This is a genomic window from Pseudomonas sp. F007, from assembly GCF_057814275.1.
Genome location: NZ_JBVATA010000007.1, coordinates 303,213 through 325,473 on the forward strand (window position 1 = coordinate 303,213; position 22,261 = coordinate 325,473).

Genomic DNA, 22,261 nt, shown 5'->3' on the forward strand with positions numbered 1-22,261 from the left:
TCTCGATTTTCAATTATATGGATGGCTTATAAGCGTGATAATCCGCTCAAACATCAAAGGACTGTTGCGCCGTGAGCATAAATCTTCCACTGCCACTGCTGGGCGAAATGGCCATTTTTGTCAAAGTGGTGGAAACCGGCAGCTTTTCGGAGGCAGCCCGCCAGCTCGGCTCTTCGCCTTCGGCGGTGAGCCGGAGCATTTCACGCCTGGAAAAGGCCCTGGCCACCCGCTTGTTACAACGAACCACCCGTAAATTGCGCCTCAGCGACGCTGGCGAAGAAGTATTCAAGCGTTGTCAGGAGATGGTCAGCGCAGCGCGCTCGGTGATGGAAATCAGCGGCCAGTTCACCCAGGAACCGGAAGGGCGAGTGCGCCTCAGTGTGCCCAAGGCCGTGGGGCGATTTGTGATCCACCCGCACATGCCGGAATTCTTGCGGCGCTATCCCAAGGTCGATGTCGAGTTGCTGCTGGAGGATCGTCAGGTCGACCTGATCGACGACCATGTCGACTTGGCAATTCGCATCACGGACCGGCCGCCGCCGGGACTGGTCGGCCGACAGTTGCTGAGCATTGACCACATCCTTTGTGCGAGCCCGCAGTACCTGGCCGAGCACGGCACGCCGAGTCATCCCCATGACCTGCTCAATCACAGTTGCATCTACCTGGGCGAAACCCCCAGCGATGCCCGCTGGAAATTCAGGCAGGGCACCCGCAGCGTGACGGTCGGTGTACGGGGTCGCTATGCCGCCAATCACACCGGAGTGCGCCTTGGGGCGGTATTGCAGCACATCGGGATCGGCAGCCTGCCGTATTTCACCGCCCGGCATGCCCTGGAACAGGGGCTGATGGTGCAGGTGCTGCCGGACTGGACCTTCCTCGCTTCTTATCACGGTGGCGCCTGGCTGCTGTATTCGCCCACGCGCTATCTGCCCGCCAAGTTGCGGGTGCTGATCGATTATCTGGTGGAGTGCCTGGAGCAGGAGCCGACCCTGGACAATCCGGGCAAGGGCGCGGCTACAGGGCGCAACGCGGGCGAATACGAGTTGCCGGAGAGCGAAGGGCTGTTCTGAGCCTGGCGGCGCGACAAATAAAAAAGGCCCGCCTGTCTGGTAGGCGAGCCTTCTGTCAGTGCTGATCGAGGATCAGTGCTTGCTGTCCTGGTTCGACAGGGTCATCAGTTGTTTTTCCTGGTTCCAGTCGAACGGTTCGTCGTTCTGTTCGGCCTCGAAGCGGCGTTCCTCCAGCGCCTGATACATATCCAGTTCGTCATCGGGCATGTAATGCAGGCAGTCGCCGCCGAAGAACCACAGCAGGTCGCGCGGCACCAGATGGGCGATTTGCGGGTAACGCTGGATGACCTGGCACATCAGGTCCTGACCCAGGTACTGGCTTTCGATCGGATCGACCGGCAGTGCCTGACGCAGTTCATCGAAACGCTCCAGGAACAGCGCATGGCTTTCTTCCGGAACCTGCTCGGCTTCACCGACAGCGACCAGGATACTGCGCAGGAGGTCGAGCTGGACGAGGGTTTGATCGAGCATAAGGGCAGTCCTCTACAACAAAGCAAAACGGGCGCCGGAGTATATAGCCCTGGCGCCCGTTTTTCATCACTGGACCGCTCGACGTGTCCTGACGCTAGCGGATCTTGCCTTCCGCCAACTCCAGCTGTTCCTTGGGGAAGTCATCGACATCGATCACCTTGCGCCGCGCCACTTCGGCTTCACGCAAGCGTTGCGCCTCGCCCGCCTGCAGTACGCCGGCTTCCAGCGCCGCGTCGATCAGCGGCTCGCCGGCAGCGGGTTTGAACTGGCCGCTCTTGAGCGCCAGATGGATCTTTTTCTGCAGGGGCTGCACCTCGTTGAGCAGGTTGCACGCCTGTTGCAGGGCGCCCACCGGATCCTCGGCCGATTGCGGGCGGTAGCAGCCCGCCAGCAACTCTTCCAAGGCAGGATCACCCTTGGCCCGGCCAATCACTGCCGCCACTTCGGCGCCCAGCTTGTCGCTGGGGCCCTTGTGCCGGCGTCCGAACGGAAACACGATCACGCGCAGCAGGCAGCCCAGCACCCTGTTGGGGAAGTTGCCGAGCAATTCGTCCAGTGCGCGCTCGGCCTGGCCGAGGCTTTCCTCCATGGCCCAGGTAAACAGCGGCGTCAGATATTCCGGCGAATCGAGGTCGTGATAACGCTTCAGCGCTGCCGAGGCGAGGTACATGTTGCTGAGCACATCACCAAGGCGAGCCGACAGGCGCTCGCGACGTTTCAGTTCACCGCCCAGCAGCATCATGCTCAGGTCGGCGAGCAGGGCGAAAGCGGCCGCCTGGCGATTGAGGGCGCGGAAGTAGCCTTGGCTGAGCTTGTCGCCGGGGCTGTGTTCGAGATGGCCGAAGCCCAGGTTGAGGACCAGGGTGCTGGCAGCGTTGCTGACGGCAAAGCCAATGTGTTTGAGCAGCAGCGCGTCGAACTCCTTGAGCGCCTGGTCCTTGTCTTCGCGCCCGGCCAGGGCCATTTCCTTGAGAACGAACGGATGGCAGCGAATCGCGCCCTGGCCGAAGATCATCAGGTTGCGTGACAGGATGTTCGCGCCTTCGACCGTGATGAAGATCGGCGCGCCTTGCCAACTGCGGCCCAGGTAGTTGTTCGGTCCCATGATGATGGCCTTGCCGCCATGCACGTCCATCGCGTGGCTGATGCATTCGCGGCCGCGTTCGGTGAGGTGATACTTGAGCACGGCCGACAGCACCGAGGGTTTTTCCCCCAGGTCCAGCGCGCTGGCGGTGAGCATGCGGGCGGCATCCATCATCCAGGCGTTGCCGCCAATGCGTGCCATGGCTTCCTGGATACCTTCGAAGGCGGACAGCGGCACATTGAATTGCTCGCGCACCTGGGCGTACTGGCCAGTCACCAGGCTGGTGAACTTGGCGGCGCCGGTGCCTACGGCAGGCAGGGAAATGGAGCGGCCCACCGACAGGCAGTTCATCAGCATCATCCAGCCCTTGCCGAGCATCTCCTGGCCGCCGATCAGGCAGTCCAGGGGGACGAATACGTCCTTGCCGGAGTTCGGGCCGTTCATGAACGAAGCGCCGAGGGGCAGGTGCCGTCGGCCGATTTCCACGCCGGGGGTGTCGGTGGGGATCAGCGCCAGGCTGATGCCCAGGTCGACCTTGTCGCCGAGCAGGTGGTCCGGGTCGTAGGCCTTGAAGGCCAGGCCGAGCAGGGTCGCGACCGGGCCGAGGGTGATGTAGCGTTTTTCCCAGTTCAGGCGCAGGCCGAGGGTTTCCTGGCCCTGCCATTCGCCCTTGCAGATGATTCCGCTGTCGGGCATGGCGCCGGCGTCGGAGCCGGCCAACGGGCCGGTGAGGGCGAAGCAGGGGATATCGTCGCCGCGCGCCAGGCGTGGCAGGTAGTGGTCGCGTTGGGCGTCGGTGCCGTAGTGCAGCAACAGTTCGGCAGGGCCGAGGGAGTTGGGCACCATCACGGTGGAGGCGAGGTCACCACTGCGGGTTGCCAGTTTCATCGCCACTTGCGAGTTCGCGTAGGAAGAGAAGCCTTTACCGCCGTACTCCTTGGGAATGATCAGGGCAAAAAAGCCATTGTCTTTGATATGGCTCCAGGCTTCGGCCGGCAGATCCATGGTCTGGCCGATATGCCAGTCGCTGACCATGGCGCACAGTGCTTCGGTCGGGCCGTCGAGAAAGGCCTGTTCTTCTTCGCTCAGTTGCGCCTTGGGGTAGGCCAGGAGCTTGTTCCAGTCCGGGCGGCCGCTGAACAGTTCGCCGTCCCACCAGACGGTGCCAGCATCGATGGCGTCGCGCTCGGTTTGCGACATCGGTGGCAGGGTTTTCTGGAACCAACTGAATAGCGGAGCGGTGAAGAACTTGCGGCGCAGGTCCGGCAGCAGCAGGGGCGCCGCGACGGCCGCCAGCAGTATCCAGGTGATCAGCAGCAACCAGCCTGGCGCGTGGCCCACGATGCCCATCGCCAACAGGTAGAAGGCGACAATGCCCAGGGCGGGCATCGGGGCGGTGCGGCGGTGCGCCAGGTAGGCAATGCCCAGCACCAGAACCAGTATCCACAACAGCAGCATATTCAATCCTCCGTGAAACCAGGGGCAAAACAACCCCCAGAGCTTAGACGTCATCTGCAGAACGGGGTGTTCGCAACAGTGTGTTTGAATGTGTTGGCGCACGGCGTGAAGGTTGTTTCATGAGTGTCGAGTGAAGTCCGGGCGCTCTCATGTTTGGCCGAAACGTCGTTATCTCTGTGCTGAAGCTCTCGCTAGACTCGGGGTTCAATCAGGAGATTGTTCCCATGCACGAGTATCTGAATCCCGGCCGCTTCATCGATAGTGACCACCCAGCGGTGGTGGAGTTCGCCGAAAAACATCGGGGTGCCAGCCGTGACCCGGTCGCGCAGGCGGTCAATCTCTATTACGCGGTACGCGAGGCGGTCCGCTACAACCCCTATACCTTCAGTCGTGACCCCGAGACCCTGCGTGGCAGTTATGCCTTGGCCACCGGCGAAAGCTATTGCGTGCCCAAGGCCACGTTGCTGGCCGGCTGTGCCCGGCACTGCGGGATTGCCGCACGGATCGGCCTGGCAGACGTGCGCAATCACCTGTCGACGCCGCGCCTGATCGAGTTGCTCAAAAGCGATGTGTTCGCCATGCACGGTTACACCGAGTTGTATCTGCAGGGGCGCTGGGTCAAGGCCACCCCGGCGTTCAATGCGCGGCTGTGCGAGCTGTTCGATGTGCCGCCGCTGGACTTTGACGGGCTCAACGACAGTGTGTTTCATGCCTTCAACCGGCAAGGCCAGCAGTCCATGGAGTACCTGGTCGATCATGGGCAGTTTGTCGATGTGCCCGAGGTGTTCTTTTTCCAGCACCTGGAAAAGTGCTACCCCCATCTGTTCAGCGAGCAGATGCCGGCCTTGCTGGGCGATATGCAGAGCGATTTGTCTCGCGCCTGATACGGCGTAGACTGCCTCGGCATTCATCCATTGAGGGAAGGTCATGCTGAAGATCTGGGGTCGGAAAAATTCGTCGAACGTCAGGAAAGCACTGTGGGCCGCCGAGGAACTCGGCCTGGCGTACGAAGCCATTGATGCCGGCGGTGCGTTTGGCGTGGTCGATACCCCCGAGTACCGCGCCATGAACCCCAATGGCCGGGTGCCTGTTATCGAAGACGATGGCTTCGTACTGTGGGAGTCCAACGTCATCGTGCGTTATCTGCTCGCCCGCCACGCCCCGGCAACGGCCTGGTACCCAGACAATGTGCAGGCCCGTGCTCATGGCGAAAAATGGATGGACTGGACCACTTCAAGCTTTGCCGGGCCGTTTCGCACGGTGTTCTGGGGCGTGTTGCGCACGCCGAAGGAACAACAGGACTGGCCGGCCATCCAGGCGGCGATCAAGGAATGCGAGGGCTTGCTGGCAATGGCCGATCGAGCGCTTGCCGTTACGCCTTATCTGTCCGGAGACGAAATCGGCATGGGTGACATCCCGCTCGGCAGCTTCATTTACGCCTGGTTCGAAATGCCCATCGAGCGTACGCCCCAACCCCATCTGCAAGCCTGGTATGAACGCCTGAAACAGCGCCCGGCCTATCAGAAGGCCGTGATGACCGCGTTGACTTAATACTCACTATCAATACTGATGACTGTACTTGTGCGGCGTCGCCAAGCACCATTGCGTCAATGTGCCGCGGTTGTCTTGCGCGCCGTCGGCCCTGACGAATTTTCCAATTTCCCTTCTTGGTGCGTAAATCCGCTATGAGTTCTGCTCTGTCCATCCGGCAGCTAACCAAAACCTACGGCAACGGTTTCCAGGCCCTGAGTGGTATCGATCTGGATGTCGCCGAAGGTGACTTTTTCGCCTTGCTCGGCCCCAACGGTGCCGGCAAATCCACGACCATCGGCATTCTCTCGACCCTGGTGAACAAGACCAGCGGCACGGTGAATATCTTCGGCAACGACCTGGACCGTAATCCGGCCGCGCTCAAGCGCAGCATTGGCGTGGTGCCCCAGGAATTCAACTTCAACCAGTTTGAAAAGACCTTCGACATCGTCGTCACCCAGGCTGGCTATTACGGTATCCCGTCAAAGGTGGCCAAGGAGCGCGCCGAGCAGTATCTGACCCAGCTTGGGCTGTGGGACAAGCGTGACGTGCCATCGCGCTCGCTATCCGGTGGCATGAAGCGCCGCCTGATGATCGCCCGGGCACTGGTGCATGAACCGCGGCTGCTGATCCTCGACGAACCGACGGCTGGCGTTGATATCGAGCTGCGCCGCTCGATGTGGAGCTTCCTTACCGAGCTGAACCAGAAAGGCATCACCATCATCCTTACCACCCATTACCTGGAGGAGGCTGAGCAGCTGTGCCGCAACATCGGCATCATCGACCACGGCACCATCGTCGAGAACACCAGCATGCGCAATCTGCTGGGCCAGTTGCATGTCGAGACGTTCCTGCTGGATCTCAAGCACAACCTGAGCACCGCGCCGCAGTTGCTCGGCTACCCGAGCCGGCTGCTTGATCCGCACACTCTGGAAGTCCAGGTCGACAAGGAAATGGGGATCACTGCGTTGTTCAGCCAGTTGGCCACACAGAACATCGAGGTGCTGAGCCTGCGCAACAAAACCAATCGTCTCGAGGAGTTGTTCGTGTCCCTGGTGGAGAAAAATCTGGCGAAGGTGGCGGTATGAGTTCGGAGCTGAAACCCAACCTGGTTGCCCTCAATACCATCGTTTATCGCGAGATCCGCCGGTTTACCCGGATCTGGCCGCAGACCCTGCTGCCGCCCGCCATCACCATGGTCCTGTACTTCGTGATCTTCGGGAACCTGATTGGCCGGCAAATCGGTGACATGGGTGGCTTCACCTATATGGAATACATCGTGCCGGGGCTGATCATGATGTCGGTGATCACCAACTCCTACGGCAACGTGGTGTCGAGCTTCTTCGGCAGCAAATTCCAGCGCTCCATCGAAGAACTGATGGTGTCGCCGGTATCGCCCCACACCATTCTGATCGGCTACACCCTGGGTGGCGTGCTGCGCGGGTTGATGGTCGGCATCATCGTGACCCTGCTGTCGTTGTTCTTCACCCATCTGCAGGTTCATCACCTGGGCGTGACCGTCCTGGTGGTGGTGCTGACGGCCACCATCTTCTCGCTGTTGGGGTTCATCAATGCTGTCTTTGCACGTAACTTCGACGATATCTCGATTATCCCGACTTTCGTGCTGACGCCGTTGACCTACCTCGGCGGGGTGTTCTACTCCATCAGCCTGTTGCCACCGTTCTGGCAGACCGTGTCGCTGGCCAACCCGGTGCTGCACATGGTCAACGCGTTCCGCTACGGCATCCTGGGGGTGTCGGACATCAAGATCAGCATCGCCATCACCTTCATGCTGGTGGCCACTGTGGTGCTGTATTTCGGCTGTGCCCGGCTGCTGGTCAGTGGGCGCGGGATGCGCACTTAAGCTCAGGCTTGCACGGAAAACGGCACCCAGGGTGCCGTTTTCTCGTTCTAGCGCCGGCTTTGCTTGCGCCGCCGCCACTGGCGGGCGACCCACCAGCGCCAGTAGGTCATGGTCATGCAATAGGCCAGGGCGCCCAGCACCACTCCCGCCACTACCGAGCCCAGCAGGAAGGGTTGCCAGAGGGTCGACAGTTCGCCGCTGATCCATTCCCAGGTCAGTTCTTCCGGCAGGCTGCGTGCCGGGACATTCATCAGCCAGGCGCCGGTCTGATAGGTGCAGAAGAACACCACGGGCATGGTAATCGGATTGGTCAGCCAGACCAGGCTCACCGCAATCGGAATGTTGCCACGTACCCAGACGGCGAGCGCAGCGGCCACCAGCATCTGCATGGGGATCGGCAGGAAAGCGGCGAACAGGCCCATGGCCATGGCGCGCGCCACCGAGTGCCGGTTGAGATGCCAGAGGTTGGGGTCATGCAGCAGGTTGCCGAGAAAGCGTAAGGATTTGTGTTCCCTGATGCTGGTCGGATCTGGCATGTAGCGTTTGAATAAGCGCCGGGGCATAAGGCTTCTCGGTCAGTTCAGTGCGCAAGTATGCCCGTATTCTGCGAGGCGCCCATTCAGACTTTGTGACAATTATTAAACGCCAATACCGCACGCTGGGCTAATCCAAGAGGGGTGATCTCTCAAGGACGGGCCTATGCGCACAGGGATGTTGGCGCTGGCCGGGGGGCTGTTGACCCTGGTTTTTTTACCGGCATTGCCGCCGGTCGGGTTATTGCTGGCGCTACCGGTGGCGGCCTTGATGCTGTTGCCGTTTCGCAGCTACCCAGTTGGGTTTTTTCTGCTGGGCCTGAGCTGGGCCTGCGCCAATGCGCACTGGGCGCTCGACGATCGACTGGCGCCGGGATTGGACGGGCAGACCCGCTGGATCGAAGGGCGGGTGGTGGGGTTGCCGCAGAATACCCAAGGCGTGGTGCGTTTTGAGCTGAGCGACGCCGAGTCGCGGCGCGGGGCGCTGCCCAAGCGGATCAGGCTGGCCTGGTACGGCGGCCCGCCCGTCAACAGCGGCGAGCGCTGGCGCCTGGCGGTCAAGTTGAAGCGGCCTGGCGGGCTGCTCAATCCCCATGCCTTCGATTATGAAGCCTGGCTGCTGGCGCAACGGATTGGCGCCACGGGCACGGTCAAGGATGGGCAGCGACTCGCGTCCGCGCAGTGGGCCTGGCGCGACGCGATCCGCCAGCGCCTGATGGCCGTCGATGCGCAGGGGCGCGAAGGGGCGCTGGCAGCACTGGTGCTGGGCGATGGTTCCGGTCTGAGTCGTGAAGACTGGCAGGTGCTACAGGACACCGGCACCGTGCATTTGCTGGTGATTTCCGGGCAGCACGTCGGGTTGCTGGCGGGCATGGTGTATTTGCTGATCGCTGGAATGGCCCGTTACGGCCTGTGGCCACAGCGTTTGCCGTGGTTGTCCTGGGCGTGTGGCCTGGCCTTTGCGGCGGCGCTGGGCTATGGCCTGTTGGCGGGTTTCCAGGTGCCAGTACGCAGGGCCTGCGTGATGATCGGCCTGGTCCTGCTGTGGCGCTTGCGCTTTCGCCATCTGGGCGCCTGGTGGCCGTGGTTGCTGGCTCTGAACGCGGTGCTGGTGCTTGATCCGCTGGCGAGTTTGCGTCCGGGACTGTGGCTGTCGTTTGCCGCGGTGGCGGTGCTGATTTTCACTTTCGGCGGCCGGCTGGGTGCCTGGCGATGGTGGCAAACCTGGACCCGCGCGCAGTGGTTGATAGCAATCGGTCTATGCCCGGTGTTGTTGATCCTGAACCTGCCCATCAGCCTGACCGGTCCGCTGGCCAACTTGATGGCCGTGCCTTGGATCAGCCTTCTGGTTCTGCCTGCGGCCTTGCTCGGTACTTTGCTGCTGCCATTGCCCTATGTCGGCGCGGGGTTGTTGTGGCTGGCCGGCGGTCTGCTGGACCTGCTGTTCAACGGCCTGGCGCTGGTGGCAGGAAAGATGCCGGCCTGGATTGCACCGGCCATCCCTCTATGGGCCTGGGCGATCGCCGTGCTGGGGGCCATCCTGCTGCTGATGCCCAAGGGCGTGCCGCTGCGCGTTCTGGGCTGGCCGATGCTGTTGCTGCTGGTGTTTGCGCCGACGTCCAGGGTGCCGGAGGGTCGGGCGCAGATCTGGCAACTGGATGTGGGGCAAGGGTTGGGGATTGTGGTCCGTACGCGGCATCACACCTTGCTGTACGACACCGGGCCGGGATTCAAGGACAGCGACCTGGGGGCGCAGGTGGTGCTGCCGGTCTTGCGCAAGTTCGGCGTGCGCAAGGTGGACCTGATGCTGATCAGCCATGCCCATCTCGATCACGCGGGCGGAGCGCGCTCGATTGCCAGGGGATTGCCGGTGGCGCAGGTCATCGGGGGCGAACCCTGGGAGGTCGCCAGGCGTTTGCCGACCCAGGCTTGCGAAAGCGGCAAGCGCTGGGAGTGGGATGGCGTGCGTTTCACCTTGTGGCGGTGGGCCGATGGCCGCAACAGCAACCAGAACTCCTGCGTGCTGCAGATCGAGGCCAACGGCGAGCGCATGTTGTTGACCGGCGATATCGATGCCCTCGCCGAGCGGGTCTTGCTCAAGAGTCCGCTGGCGGTGCCCACCGAGTGGCTGCAGGCGCCGCACCATGGCAGCCGCAGTTCTTCTTCCGAGGCTTTTGTGCGGGCGCTGGCACCCAAGGCGGTGCTGATCTCACGGGGGCATGGCAATGCTTTCGGCCACCCCCATCCCCAGGTGATCGCCCGTTACCAGCGCCATGGCGTGGCGATCCTGGACAGCGCCGAGCAGGGGGCGGTGCGCGTGCTGCTTGGCGATTTCCAGCCGGCGCAGGCCATGCGCGACGCTGCGCGCTTCTGGCGCAGCGCGCCGCCGGTCAGCCATGCACCCTGACTCGCGACCCAGCCGGCACGGTCGTCGGTAGGGCGGGCCTCTTGAGTGAGTCGATATGTTAAAGTGGCGGACTTTTTCGAGGGGAATGTCACTGTGTGGGAATTGGTCAAATCCGGCGGCTGGATGATGTTGCCGATCATTCTGAGTTCCATCGCTGCACTGGGCATTGTCGCCGAGCGCTTGTGGACCTTGCGCGCCAGTCGTGTGACCCCGGAGCATCTGCTCGGGCAGGTCTGGGTCTGGATCAAGGACAAGCAGCTCAACAAGGAAAAGCTCAAGGAACTGCGCGCCAATTCGCCGCTGGGGGAAATTCTCGCCGCCGGCCTGGCCAACTCCAAGCATGGTCGCGAGATCATGAAGGAGTGCATCGAAGAGGCGGCTGCCCGGGTCATCCATGAGCTGGAGCGTTACATCAACGCGCTGGGCACCATCGCTGCCATGGCGCCGTTGCTCGGCTTGCTCGGCACGGTGCTGGGCATGATCGATATTTTCAGCTCGTTCATGGGTTCGGGCATGACTACCAATGCCGCGGTCCTTGCTGGTGGTATTTCCAAGGCGCTGATCACCACCGCTGCGGGCCTGATGGTGGGGATCCCGTCGGTGTTCTTCCATCGCTTCCTGCAGCGTCGTATCGATGAGCTGGTGGTGGGCATGGAACAGGAGGCCATCAAGCTGGTGGAAGTGGTGCAGGGCGACCGCGATGTCGATCTGGCCGAGGGCAAAGCGTGAAGTTTCGCCGCAAACAACGGGAAAATGTCGACATCAACCTCGCGTCGCTGATCGACGTGGTGTTTATCCTGCTGCTGTTTTTCGTCGTGACCACCACCTTCACCCGGGAAACCCAGCTGCGGGTCGAGTTGCCGCAAGCGGTCAGCGGCTCACCCGCCGAAGACCAGCAGACCAAGCAACTGGACATTGCCATCAGTGCCGACGGGACGTTTTCGGTGAACAACCAGTTGCTGCCGAAAAATGACCTCGCCAGCGTGATCGAGGCCCTGCAAAAGGAATCCGCCGGCGATACCAACCTGCCACTGTCCATCAGCGCTGATGGCAAGACCCCGCACCAGGCGGTGATCACTGCGATGGATGCGGCCGGCAAACTGGGCTTTACCCATTTGCGCATGACCACCGTCGAGGCGGCGCCCGTACCCTGATGGCCATGTCCGATCGATTGCTCGCCGCGTGGTACGCCGGTCATCCGGCGCTGAAATTGTTGCTACCGCTGGAGTGGTTGTACCGCCGCGTGGTGACTGGCAAGCGCGCGCGGTTCCTTGCCGGCGAAGGTGATATCTACCAGCCACCCGTGCCGCTGGTGGTGGTGGGCAACATCACCGTCGGTGGCACCGGCAAGACGCCGTTGATCCTGTGGATGATCGAGCACTGCCAGCGCGCCGGCCTGCGGGTCGGCGTGGTCAGTCGTGGCTACGGCGCCAACCCCCCGCAGTTGCCCTGGCGCGTCGATGCCACGCAGAGTGCGGCGGTGGCGGGGGATGAGCCGCTGTTGATCGTCCAGCGCAGCGGCGTACCCTTGATGATCGACCCGGACCGCAGTCGCGCAGTCCAGGCGCTGCTGGCCGCCGAGCCGCTGGACTTGATCCTCTCCGACGACGGTATGCAGCATTATCGCCTGGCGCGGGACCTTGAGCTGGTACTGATCGACGCCGCACGTGGCCTGGGTAACCGCCGCTGCCTGCCGGCAGGTCCATTGCGCGAGCCAGTCGAGCGCCTGCAAAGCGTCGACGCGGTGCTGTACAACGGCGCTGAAAGCGATCGTGACGATGGCTACGCCTTTCGCCTGCAACCTACGGCGCTGGTCAACCTGCTGTCCGGCGAACGCCGTTCCCTCGAGCACTTTCCCCCAGGCCAGGCGTTGCACGCAGTGGCCGGGATCGGCAATCCGCAACGTTTCTTCAAGACCCTTGAAACGCTACACTGGCAACCCATTGCCCACGCATTTGCCGACCACGCCGAATACAGCGCGGCGGTCTTGAATTTTTCGCCGTCGCTGCCGCTGGTGATGACCGAGAAGGACGCGGTGAAATGCCGTTCCTTTGCCAGCAGCGACTGGTGGTACCTGGCGGTCGATGCGCTGCCGTCACCGGCATTCGTGGCCTGGTTCGACACGCAGCTGATGCGGCTGCTGCCCGCACGTCTCTTGCCTTAATCGCTTTTATCCGGGAGTTTCCATGGACACCAAATTGCTCGATATCCTCGCCTGCCCGATTTGCAAGGGGCCGCTCAAGCTCAGCGCCGACAAGACCGAATTGATCAGCAAGGGCGCGGGCCTGGCATTTCCGATCCGCGATGGCATTCCGGTCATGCTGGAAACCGAAGCCCGCACTCTGACGGCCGAAGAGCGCCTGGACAAATGAGCGCACCCTTCACCGTCGTCATCCCCTCGCGTTTCGCTTCCACTCGCCTGCCGGGCAAGCCCCTGCAGATGATCGCTGGCAAGCCGATGGTTCAGCACGTCTGGGAACAGGCGCGTAAAAGCAGCGCCGAGCGCGTGGTGATCGCCACTGACGATGCACGCATCGTTGCCGCCTGCGAGGCATTTGGCGCCGAAGTGGTGATGACCCGGGTCGATCACAACTCCGGGACCGACCGCCTGGCCGAAGTTGCCACGCAACTGGGGCTGGCGCCGGACGCGATCGTGGTCAACGTGCAGGGCGACGAGCCGTTGATCCCGCCGAGCGTGATCGACCAGGTGGCGGCCAATCTGGCAGCTCATGCCGAAGCCGGCATGGCCACCCTGGCGGAGCCGATCGACGATGTTGAAACCCTGTTCAACCCCAATGTGGTCAAGGTTGTCAGCGACCTCAATGGGCTGGCGCTGACCTTCAGCCGCGCCACCCTGCCATGGGCGCGCGACCCGTTTGCCAAAAGCCGCGAGCAATTGCCCGAAGGCGTGCCATACCGCCGTCACATCGGTATCTATGCCTACCGCGCCGGCTTCCTGCACGACTTCGTCAGCTGGGGCCCGTGCTGGCTGGAAGACACTGAGTGCCTGGAACAACTGCGGGCGCTCTGGCACGGCGTGCGTATCCATGTCGCTGACGCGCTGATTGCCCCGCCGCCAGGTGTTGATACGCCGGAAGACCTCGAGCGCGTTCGCCGCCTGCTGGAGGCCTGATGCGGGTTCTGTTTGTCTGTCTGGGCAACATCTGCCGTTCGCCGACCGCCGAAGGTGTACTGCGCCATAAGCTGCGCGCAGCGGGGCTGGCCGAGCGCATCGAGGTGGCATCGGCCGGTACCGGCGACTGGCATGTCGGCAATCCACCGGACAAGCGCAGTCAGGCCGCCGCCTTGCGCCGCGGCTATGACCTGTCGACGCAACGCGCCCAGCAAGTCAGCCGCGCCGACTTCTCCAGCAGCGACCTGATCCTCGCGATGGACCAGAGCAACCTGCGCAACCTCAAGGCCTTGCAGCCGGCCCAGGGCAAGGCCGAGCTGGACCTGTTCCTGCGCCGTTACGCGGCGAGTGTGGACGAGGTACCGGATCCTTATTACGACGGCGATCAGGGTTTCGAGCGGGTGCTCGACCTGATCGAGCACGCCTGCGACGCGCTGGTGATCGAATTGAAGGGACGTTTATGACATTGCTCGTGCAACCGCAGGTTTCACTCAAGCCCTTCAACAGCTTTGGCGTGGACGTTCGCGCACAGCTGTTTGCCCAGGCCGAGAGTGACGCCGACGTGCGCGAGGCGCTGGCCTATGCGCGCGAGCATGAATTGCCGTTGCTGGTGGTCGGTGGCGGCAGCAATCTGCTGTTGACCGCCGACGTCGAGGCGCTGGTGCTGCGCATGGCAACCCGTGGTATTCGTCAGTTGAGTGATGACGGCCAGCGGGTGGTGATCGAAGCCGAGGCGGGGGAAACCTGGCATCCGTTCGTACAATGGACGCTGGCCCAGGGCCTGTCGGGGCTGGAGAACCTCAGCCTGATCCCGGGCACTGTGGGCGCGGCGCCGATGCAGAACATCGGCGCCTATGGGGTCGAGATCAAGGACGTGTTCGCCGGCCTGACCGCGTTGGATCGCCAGACCGGCGAGCTGCGGGAATTCAGCCTGGAAGACTGCAACTTCGCCTATCGCGACAGCCTGTTCAAGCAACAGGCCGGGCGCTGGGTGATCCTGCGGGTGCGCTTTGTCCTCGATCGCGTTGCCCGCTTGCACCTGGACTACGGTCCGGTGCGCCAGCGCCTGACGGAGCAGGGCATAGATCAGCCTACGGCCAGCGATGTCAGCCAGGCGATCTGCAGTATTCGCAGCGAAAAACTCCCCGATCCAGCGGTACTGGGTAACGCCGGCAGTTTCTTCAAGAATCCGCTGGTGTCGGCCGCCTTGGCCGCACAGATCCGCCAGACCCATCCGGGCCTGATCGGTTATCCACAGGCGGATGGCCAGGTCAAGCTGGCGGCTGGCTGGTTGATCGAGCAGGCGGGCTGGAAGGGTTTTCGTGACGGCGACGCCGGTGTGCATCGCCTGCAATCGCTGGTGCTGGTCAACTATGGCAGTGCCAGCGGGCTCGAGTTGCTCAGCCTGGCGCAGCGAATCCAGAAAGACATTGCCGAGCGTTTCAATGTCGAACTGGAAATGGAACCCAACCGTTATTGAGCTAGGCTTGAACGCTGGAACCAGAGCCCTGCAGACCTGATTCGGTGGCAGGGCTTTTTTGTTAACGTTCGGTTAACGTAGCCTCCTAACGATGTAGTTCAAACAAAGGCCCGGTGAAGGTCATTCTTCACAAGAGAGCCCGATAGCCTGAGTCGATCTGCGTGTGCCGACCCCTTGCCACATCCCGGCAGATTGCTCGACCCCATAACCCAATCTCTATGCGGGCGTGCCCATGATTACCTTGAAACTCAATGGTCAGGATCATCCACTCGATGTCAGCGAGGACATGCCGCTGCTCTGGGCCATTCGTGACGTCGCCGGTTACAGCGGTACCAAATTCGGCTGCGGCCTGGGCCTGTGCGGTGCCTGCACCATTCATATCGACGGTGAGCCTGCACGCAGTTGCATCACGCCGGTGGGCTCGGTGCGCGGGCAGAACGTCAGCACCATCGATAACCTGCACAACGACCCGCTCGGTCAGCGCGTGCAGCAAGCCTGGCTCGATACCGCCGTTGCGCAGTGCGGGTTCTGCCAGGGTGGGCAAATCATGTCGGCCACGGCCCTGCTCAGGAGCAACCCCAATCCCAGCGACGAGGACATCGAAGCGGCGATGGTCGGCAATATCTGCCGCTGCGGCACCTATAACCGCATCAAGACCGCGATTCGCCAGGTGGCAACTCATCTGCAGGAGGCCAAGGCATGAGCCCGTTACCGAGCGATTTCGCCCTGAGCAACCTCAGTCGCCGGGGTTTTCTCAAAGGGCTGGGTGCAACCGGCGCGTTGGTGCTGGCGGCCAGTTGGGGCTGGCAGGATGCGCTCGCCGAAGGCAAGCAGTTCGGTGCCGACGGCATGCCTAACGGCTGGGTCGATGATCCCAAGGTCTATGTGAGCATCGCCAGCGATGGCCGAGTGACCGTGGTGTGCAACCGTTCGGAAATGGGCCAGGGCGTGCGTACTAGCCTGAGCATGGTGGTGGCGGACGAACTGGAGGCCGATTGGGCGCAGGTCAGTGTGCGTCAGGCGCCGGGCGATGAGGTGCGCTTCGGCAACCAGGACACCGACGGCTCACGCAGCATGCGTCATTGGTACGAGCCGATGCGGCGTTGCGGTGCCGCGGCGCGCAGCATGCTGGAACAGGCGGCAGCCAATCAGTGGCAAGTGCCGGTCGGCGAGTGCCGCGCGCAATTGCACAAGGTGGTTCACCAACCTTCCGGACGTGAACTCGGCTATGGCGCGCTCGCCGAAGCGGCTGCGGCTTTGCCGGTACCGACGCGCGACAGCCTGCGACTCAAGCAACCCGGGGAGTTTCGCTACATCGGCAAGGAGTCGGTGCGGGCGATCGATGGCGAGGACATCGTCAACGGACGCGCGGTCTACGGCGCGGACGTGCACTTTGAAGGCATGCTCTTTGCCACCGTGGCCCGCCCTGCGGTGTACGGCGGCACGGTGAAATCCTTCGATGCCAGCGCGGCGATGAAAGTCCCGGGGGTGATCAAGGTCCTGCAGATCGAAAGCCGGCCCATTCCTTCCGAGTTCCAGCCACTGGGCGGGATTGCCGTAGTTGCCAGCAATACCTGGGCAGCAATCAAGGGCCGAGAGGCGCTGAAGATCGTCTGGAATGATGGCCCCAACGCTGGCTACGACTCGATTGCCTACCGCAAGGAGCTGGAAGCGGCCTCACTGAAGCCGGGCAAAGTGGTGCGCAGCACCGGCAATATCGATGAGGCGCTGAATGCGGCGGACAGCAGTCTGGAGGCGAGTTACTACCTGCCGCACCTGGCGCAGTCGCCCATGGAGCCGATGGTTGCGGTGGCCCGCTTCAAGGACGGTCATTGCGAAGCCTGGGCGCCGAGCCAGGCCCCTCAGGTCACCCGTGAGCGCATCGCTGAACGGTTGGGGATCGCCTTCGACAAGGTCACGGTCAATGTCACTCTGCTGGGCGGCGGTTTCGGCCGCAAGTCCAAGCCGGACTTCGTCCTCGAGGCGGCGATCCTGGCCAAGGCCTTTCCCGGCAAGGCGCTGCGGGTGCAGTGGACCCGAGAGGACGACATTCATAACTCCTACTTTCATACGGTCTCGGTCGAATACCTCAAGGCCAGCCTGAACAAGGACGGCATGCCTTCGGGCTGGTTACACCGCACCGTCGCGCCCAGTATCACCGCGTTGTTCGCGCCGGGGATGAATCACGAAGCGGCGTTCGAGCTGGGCATGGGTTTTACCAACATGGCCTACGCGATTCCCAACGTGCGCCTGGAGAATCCCGAAGCCGCAGCACATACCCGGGTTGGCTGGTATCGCTCGGTGTCGAACATTCCCCATGGCTTCGCGATCCAGAGCTTTGTCGATGAACTGGCGCACAAGGCCGGCCAGGACCCATTGAAGTATCAGATCAAGCTATTGGGGCCTGATCGCCAGATCGATCCGCGCACCTTGAGCGAGGAGTGGAACTACGGCGAATCGCCAGAGCGTTATCCGATCGATACCGCGCGCCTGCGTGGCGTGCTGGAAACCGCTGCCAAGGCCGCCGGTTGGGGGCGTGAGTTGCCCAAGGGTCGCGGATTGGGATTGGCGGTGCATTACAGCTTTGTCACCTATGTGGCGGCGGTGATCGAGGTCGAGGTCAAGGATGATGGCACCGTGCTCGTGCACAAGGCCGACATCGCCGTGGACTGCGGCCCGCAAATCAACCCCGAACGCATCCGCTCGCAATTCGAAGGCGCCTGTGTGATGGGCCTGGGCAATGCGGTGCTGGGGGAAATCAGCTTCAAGGACGGCAAGGTCCAGCAGGACAACTTCCATATGTACGAAGTGGCGCGCATGTCGTTGGCGCCCAAGGTGGTGGCTGTGCACCTGGTGACGCCGCCAGGCACTGTGCCTTTGGGGGGCGTTGGCGAGCCGGGCGTACCGCCGATTGCCCCAGCGCTGTGCAATGCAATTTTTGCCGCGACCGGCAAGCGTATTCGCAGTTTGCCGGTGCGTTGGCAGTTGCAGGGCTGGCAGCAGGCCAAGGTGTGATGGGCGCCGTCAAGACAGGGCTCGGCGCGATCATTCTGGCGGCGGGGCAGGGCAGTCGCTATCGGCAGGTGGCCGGAGCGGACCAGGACAAGCTGCTGGCCTTGTGCAAGGGGCGCGACGGGGTGGTGCGTCCGGTGATCGAACAGTCCTTGCGCAACCTGCCGCCAAGTCTCGAGCGGCGTTTGCTGGTGACGACCGCAGACCGCTCCGAGGTGGCGCATCTGGCTCGAGCTTATGGCTGTGAGGTGCTGTTGCTGGCATCGACCGGGATGGGCGACAGCATTGCGGCGGCGGTTGCCGCGTGCCCTGTGCTGGATGGCTGGCTGGTGCTGCTGGGGGATATGCCGTTTGTCCTGCCCGACAGCATCAGTCGCGTGGCGGCGCAGGTCATGGTCGATACCATCAGCGTGCCGGTGCAGGCTGGAGAATTCGGGCATCCGGTGGGGTTTGGCGCTTCGTTCGCCAAGGCCCTGATGGAGTTGTCGGGAGATCGCGGCGCCAAGCCGTTGTTTGCCTCGGCCAGGGTGGTGCGGGTGCCGGTGGAGGATCCAGGGGTGCTGTGGGATGTGGATGTGCCGCAGGCGTTGGTTTTCCCTGGCGTGTAGCGGCGTCGCGAGATAAAAAAAGCCCCGCCTGATTGCTCAGGCGGGGCTTTTTAATGGCTGATGGAATCAGGCGAGCGGTTTAGGCTCGTGCTCTTTTTCCAGGGCCTCAGGGTGTTGCTCTACCACTTCTTCGACGGAGCGCAGGGTTTCGTCGATGGCTGGGGCGGGTGCAGCTTCAAGGGCCTCGACAACGGCAGCCGGAGCAGCAGCGGCAGCCAGTTCGGCTTCCTTCTGCAGGCGCTCGGCTTCGCGCTTGCGGCGACGCACTTCACGTGGGTCGTTCGGGGCGCGGCCATTCTCGGTCAGGACGATGGCAGGTGCGGCTTCGACAGCCGAGGCAGCCACTTCCTCAACGACGGGCGCTTGGACTGCAACAGGCTCAGGCTCGGCAGCAACCACTACCGGCTCGACGACCGCTTCAGCCACGGGCTCAACCATTTCGGCAGCGACAGGCTCGGTGACCGCTGGCTCGGCAACTACCGGCTCGGCAACCCAGTTGAACGCAGTTTGCTCTTCGCGAACTTCAGGCGCTTTTTCAACGGCTGGCGATTCAACAACTGGCGCTTCAACAGCGGGCTCTGCAGCGACAACCGGCGCTTCAGTCACTTCTGCGACTTGTGGTTGTGCCTCGACCACTGGAGCAACCTCTACCGCCGGCGCTACAGGAGCTTCGACTGGCGTGGTGGCTTCAACGACCGGTGCTTCAACCTGAGCAGTTTCCTGCACAGCTTCTTCAGCAACGGCAGCGGTTGCGCGTTCAGCCTGCTGATGGGCCTCGGCTTCGGCTGGCGCGCTGATCACGCTGCTGGCCACGGCAGCAGTTACCGCAAGACCGGCAGCCAGTTCAGCGCCAGTTGGCTCTTCGTTACCCTCGGACTCTTCCGAGCCTTCGATCACGTTACCGTTGGCATCGCGTTGACGCTCGCGACGGTTGCTGCGACGACGCTGGCCACGGGAGCGACGGCGTGGACGATCGCCTTCGGCGCCGTCTTGACCTTCTTCCGACAGCTGCTCTTCGTTGCCTGGCAATTCTTCTTCGGCAACAGCGGCAGCCGCCTGTTCAGCACGTGGCTGACGCTCTTCACGCGGTGGGCGTGGCGCGCGCTCTTCACGCGGCTGGCGAGCTGGACGCTCTTCAGCAGCGGCGACAGCGCTGGTGGCAGCGGCAGCAGCAACGGCTGGTGCAGCGTCCAGCGGCTCGCGCAGTTCACGTACCGGACGCTCTTCACGCTCGCCACGTGGCTTGCGATCTTCACGTGGTGGGCGTGGTGCACGCTCTTCGCGCGGTGCGCGCGGAGCACGCTCTTCACGGGCTACGGCTGGAGTTTCTTCGCGCAGTTCGCGGGGTTGGCGCTCTTCGCGCGGAGCCCGTTCTTCACGCGGAGCACGCTCTTCGCGTGGCTTGCGCTCTTCATCGCGACGACCGTTGCGGTTGCGGCTTTGCTGGCGACCGTTGCGACGTTCTTCGTTGCGCGCCGGGCGCTCGACGACAGGCTTCTCGACCACCACCGGAGCCACTGGCTCTTCCTTGGAGGCGAACAGGCTGACCAGCGACTTCACCAGGCCCTTGAACAGGCTTGGCTCCGGCACGACGGCAGGGGCGGCAACCGGTGCTGCAACCACTTCGGTCGGAACCGGAGCGTTGGCGCGGGCTGGAGCGGTCTTCACCGCGGCTTCCTGGCGAACCAGGGTGCGGGTGGCGGCAGCTGGCTGGACTTCTTCGACTTCGGCGGCGGCCGCAGCGATTTCGTAGCTGGACTGGTTGTTGGCCGCTTCCGGGCTGTCATCACGCAGGCGCTGAACTTCGAAATGCGGAGTTTCGAGGTGATCGTTCGGCAGAATGACGATGCGCGCACGGGTACGCAGTTCGATCTTGGTGATCGAGTTGCGTTTTTCGTTGAGCAGGAAGGCTGCAACCGGGATCGGTACCTGGGCGCGTACTTCAGCAGTACGGTCTTTCAGCGCTTCTTCTTCGATCAGGCGCAGGATCGCCAGGGACAGCGATTCAACGTCACGGATGATGCCGGTGCCGTTGCAGCGTGGGCAGACGATGCCGCTGCTTTCGCCCAGGGATGGACGCAGGCGCTGACGGGACATTTCCAGCAGGCCGAAGCGCGAAATGCGGCCAACTTGCACGCGGGCGCGGTCGGCTTCCAGGCATTCGCGGACTTTTTCTTCCACGGCGCGCTGGTTCTTGGCAGGGGTCATGTCGATGAAGTCGATGACGATCAGGCCGCCAATGTCGCGCAGGCGCAACTGACGGGCGATTTCTTCGGCGGCTTCAAGGTTGGTCTGCAGGGCGGTTTCTTCGATATCGCTGCCTTTGGTGGCGCGGGCCGAGTTGATGTCGATGGACACCAGGGCTTCGGTCGGGTCGATAACGATGGAGCCGCCGGAAGGCAGTTCAACGACGCGCTGGAAGGCGGTCTCGATCTGGCTTTCGATCTGGAAACGGTTGAACAGCGGAACGCTGTCTTCGTACAGCTTGATCTTGCTCGCGTACTGCGGCATCACCTGGCGGATGAAGGTCAGGGCTTCGTCCTGGGCTTCAACGCTGTCGATCAATACTTCGCCGATGTCCTGGCGCAGGTAGTCGCGGATCGCGCGGATGATCACGTTGCTTTCCTGGTAGATCAGGAAAGGTGCGGAACGATCCAGGGATGCTTCCTTGATGGCGGTCCACAGTTGCAGCAGGTAATCGAGGTCCCACTGCATTTCTTCGCTGCTGCGGCCCAGGCCGGCAGTGCGCACGATCAGACCCATGTCGGCCGGGGCAACCAGGCCGTTCAGGGCTTCACGCAGTTCGTTGCGCTCTTCACCTTCGATGCGACGGGAGATACCGCCGGCACGCGGGTTGTTAGGCATCAGTACCAGGTAACGACCGGCCAGGCTGATGAAGGTGGTCAGGGCCGCGCCCTTGTTACCACGTTCTTCTTTTTCGACCTGGACGATGACCTCCTGGCCTTCGCTGAGGACGTCCTTGATGTTGACGCGGCCTTCAGGAGTCTTCTTGAAGTATTCGCGGGAGATTTCCTTGAGGGGCAGGAAGCCGTGGCGCTCAGAGCCGAAATCGACAAAGGCAGCCTCCAGGCTTGGTTCGATGCGAGTAATCCGGCCTTTATAGATGTTGGCCTTCTTCTGCTCGCGTGCACCGGATTCGATGTCCAGGTCGTAGAGGCGCTGGCCATCTACCAGTGCAACACGCAACTCTTCGGGTTGAGTTGCGTTAATCAGCATTCTTTTCATGTAGTACCGTCGGTTTCCGGGCTGCCGGAAACGGCGTTCGGCACACACGACTTCTCACGGTCGGTGTCAGGTGCGTCGGGAGTGGTTGGCCATTCCCGTGTCCAGCAATGTGCGGCCAATGTGGGCCGGCATCGCGACGTACGCGTCCTGCTTGCTGTGGCTACTTAAGCACTCAGTCAGGAGGAGGAATCAACCGGCGACTGTGGACGAGATGAAGCGTCTAAATATAAGCCTAGTGCTACACGGTCCGACGGTTGTGCATCTCCACCCTACACGTATCCCTGATAATTCGGGTGCTGCCGCGCGCTGAATCCGCAACGGGTTGGCATTTACCGTGTTCTCCAATGGGGAGTCCACGCTCATGG

Annotated in this window: 20 protein-coding genes; 16 read left to right on the plus strand and 4 right to left on the minus strand. The window is 62.6% G+C overall.

What is annotated here, in order from left to right:
- The first annotated feature begins 71 nt into the window (after positions 1 to 71).
- Positions 72 to 1,070 (plus strand): LysR family transcriptional regulator, encoded by a 999-nt coding sequence (locus tag ACZYR5_RS19290; RefSeq protein WP_489091062.1) that lies wholly within the window; start codon positions 72 to 74, stop codon positions 1,068 to 1,070.
- Between the two features lie 72 nt (positions 1,071 to 1,142).
- Here ACZYR5_RS19290 and ACZYR5_RS19295 read toward each other — a convergent pair whose 3' ends face one another.
- Complete coding sequence (locus tag ACZYR5_RS19295; protein ID WP_489091063.1) at positions 1,143 to 1,541, minus strand: PA2817 family protein; 399 nt, start codon at positions 1,539 to 1,541, stop codon at positions 1,143 to 1,145.
- A 94-nt stretch (positions 1,542 to 1,635) separates the two neighbouring features.
- Positions 1,636 to 4,083, minus strand: coding sequence for an acyl-CoA dehydrogenase (locus tag ACZYR5_RS19300; protein WP_489091064.1), 2,448 nt, complete (start codon positions 4,081 to 4,083; stop codon positions 1,636 to 1,638).
- A 224-nt stretch (positions 4,084 to 4,307) separates the two neighbouring features.
- Here ACZYR5_RS19300 and ACZYR5_RS19305 point away from each other — a divergent pair, with 224 nt between their 5' ends.
- The 4 genes from ACZYR5_RS19305 (at position 4,308) to ACZYR5_RS19320 (ending at position 7,477) form a co-directional block, all read left to right on the plus strand.
- Complete coding sequence (locus ACZYR5_RS19305) at positions 4,308 to 4,967, plus strand: transglutaminase-like domain-containing protein (RefSeq protein WP_489091065.1); 660 nt, start codon at positions 4,308 to 4,310, stop codon at positions 4,965 to 4,967.
- A gap of 43 nt (positions 4,968 to 5,010) precedes the next feature.
- Positions 5,011 to 5,634, plus strand: coding sequence for a glutathione S-transferase family protein (locus tag ACZYR5_RS19310; RefSeq protein ID WP_489091066.1), 624 nt, complete (start codon positions 5,011 to 5,013; stop codon positions 5,632 to 5,634).
- Between the two features lie 134 nt (positions 5,635 to 5,768).
- On the plus strand, positions 5,769 to 6,701 hold the full coding sequence (locus ACZYR5_RS19315) for an ABC transporter ATP-binding protein (protein WP_489091067.1): 933 nt from the start codon (positions 5,769 to 5,771) through the stop codon (positions 6,699 to 6,701).
- Positions 6,698 to 7,477, plus strand: coding sequence for an ABC transporter permease (locus tag ACZYR5_RS19320; RefSeq protein ID WP_027618673.1), 780 nt, complete (start codon positions 6,698 to 6,700; stop codon positions 7,475 to 7,477). The genes ACZYR5_RS19315 and ACZYR5_RS19320 overlap by 4 nt, the downstream gene beginning before the upstream one ends.
- A 47-nt stretch (positions 7,478 to 7,524) precedes the next feature.
- Here ACZYR5_RS19320 and ACZYR5_RS19325 read toward each other — a convergent pair whose 3' ends face one another.
- A complete protein-coding gene (locus ACZYR5_RS19325) occupies positions 7,525 to 8,040 on the minus strand; it encodes a DUF2062 domain-containing protein (RefSeq protein WP_489091068.1) in 516 nt (171 codons plus the stop codon).
- Positions 8,041 to 8,176: 136 nt separating this feature from the next.
- Here ACZYR5_RS19325 and ACZYR5_RS19330 point away from each other — a divergent pair, with 136 nt between their 5' ends.
- From ACZYR5_RS19330 to ACZYR5_RS19380, 11 genes are all read left to right on the plus strand, one after another.
- Positions 8,177 to 10,417: a DNA internalization-related competence protein ComEC/Rec2 gene (locus ACZYR5_RS19330; RefSeq protein ID WP_489091069.1), complete on the plus strand. Its 2,241-nt coding sequence runs from the start codon at positions 8,177 to 8,179 to the stop codon at positions 10,415 to 10,417.
- Positions 10,418 to 10,510: 93 nt separating this feature from the next.
- Complete coding sequence (locus tag ACZYR5_RS19335; RefSeq protein ID WP_489091070.1) at positions 10,511 to 11,146, plus strand: MotA/TolQ/ExbB proton channel family protein; 636 nt, start codon at positions 10,511 to 10,513, stop codon at positions 11,144 to 11,146.
- Entirely contained in the window at positions 11,143 to 11,571 is a 429-nt protein-coding gene (locus ACZYR5_RS19340) for an ExbD/TolR family protein (protein WP_489091071.1), read from the plus strand. Before ACZYR5_RS19335 ends, ACZYR5_RS19340 begins: the two co-directional genes overlap by 4 nt.
- Positions 11,571 to 12,581 (plus strand): tetraacyldisaccharide 4'-kinase, encoded by a 1,011-nt coding sequence (gene lpxK / locus ACZYR5_RS19345; RefSeq protein ID WP_489091072.1) that lies wholly within the window; start codon positions 11,571 to 11,573, stop codon positions 12,579 to 12,581. The genes ACZYR5_RS19340 and lpxK overlap by 1 nt, the downstream gene beginning before the upstream one ends.
- Positions 12,582 to 12,603: 22 nt before the next feature.
- Complete coding sequence (locus tag ACZYR5_RS19350) at positions 12,604 to 12,789, plus strand: Trm112 family protein (RefSeq protein ID WP_027618679.1); 186 nt, start codon at positions 12,604 to 12,606, stop codon at positions 12,787 to 12,789.
- A complete protein-coding gene (gene kdsB / locus ACZYR5_RS19355) occupies positions 12,786 to 13,550 on the plus strand; it encodes a 3-deoxy-manno-octulosonate cytidylyltransferase (RefSeq protein ID WP_489091073.1) in 765 nt (254 codons plus the stop codon). The genes ACZYR5_RS19350 and kdsB overlap by 4 nt, the downstream gene beginning before the upstream one ends.
- Positions 13,550 to 14,014: a low molecular weight protein-tyrosine-phosphatase gene (locus tag ACZYR5_RS19360; RefSeq protein ID WP_489091074.1), complete on the plus strand. Its 465-nt coding sequence runs from the start codon at positions 13,550 to 13,552 to the stop codon at positions 14,012 to 14,014. Before kdsB ends, ACZYR5_RS19360 begins: the two co-directional genes overlap by 1 nt.
- Positions 14,011 to 15,030 (plus strand): UDP-N-acetylmuramate dehydrogenase, encoded by a 1,020-nt coding sequence (gene murB / locus ACZYR5_RS19365; RefSeq protein ID WP_489091075.1) that lies wholly within the window; start codon positions 14,011 to 14,013, stop codon positions 15,028 to 15,030. Before ACZYR5_RS19360 ends, murB begins: the two co-directional genes overlap by 4 nt.
- A gap of 232 nt (positions 15,031 to 15,262) precedes the next feature.
- The gene (locus tag ACZYR5_RS19370; RefSeq protein ID WP_489091076.1) at positions 15,263 to 15,733 is read left to right on the plus strand and encodes a (2Fe-2S)-binding protein; all 471 of its coding nucleotides are present in this window, start codon (positions 15,263 to 15,265) and stop codon (positions 15,731 to 15,733) included.
- Positions 15,730 to 18,045, plus strand: coding sequence for a molybdopterin cofactor-binding domain-containing protein (locus tag ACZYR5_RS19375; RefSeq protein ID WP_489091077.1), 2,316 nt, complete (start codon positions 15,730 to 15,732; stop codon positions 18,043 to 18,045). The genes ACZYR5_RS19370 and ACZYR5_RS19375 overlap by 4 nt, the downstream gene beginning before the upstream one ends.
- Positions 18,045 to 18,650: a nucleotidyltransferase family protein gene (locus tag ACZYR5_RS19380; RefSeq protein WP_489091078.1), complete on the plus strand. Its 606-nt coding sequence runs from the start codon at positions 18,045 to 18,047 to the stop codon at positions 18,648 to 18,650. Before ACZYR5_RS19375 ends, ACZYR5_RS19380 begins: the two co-directional genes overlap by 1 nt.
- A gap of 66 nt (positions 18,651 to 18,716) precedes the next feature.
- On the opposite strand, the gene rne is transcribed toward ACZYR5_RS19380, so the two are convergent.
- Entirely contained in the window at positions 18,717 to 21,896 is a 3,180-nt protein-coding gene (gene rne / locus ACZYR5_RS19385; protein WP_489091079.1) for a ribonuclease E, read from the minus strand.
- Between the last annotated feature and the right edge of the window lie 365 nt (positions 21,897 to 22,261).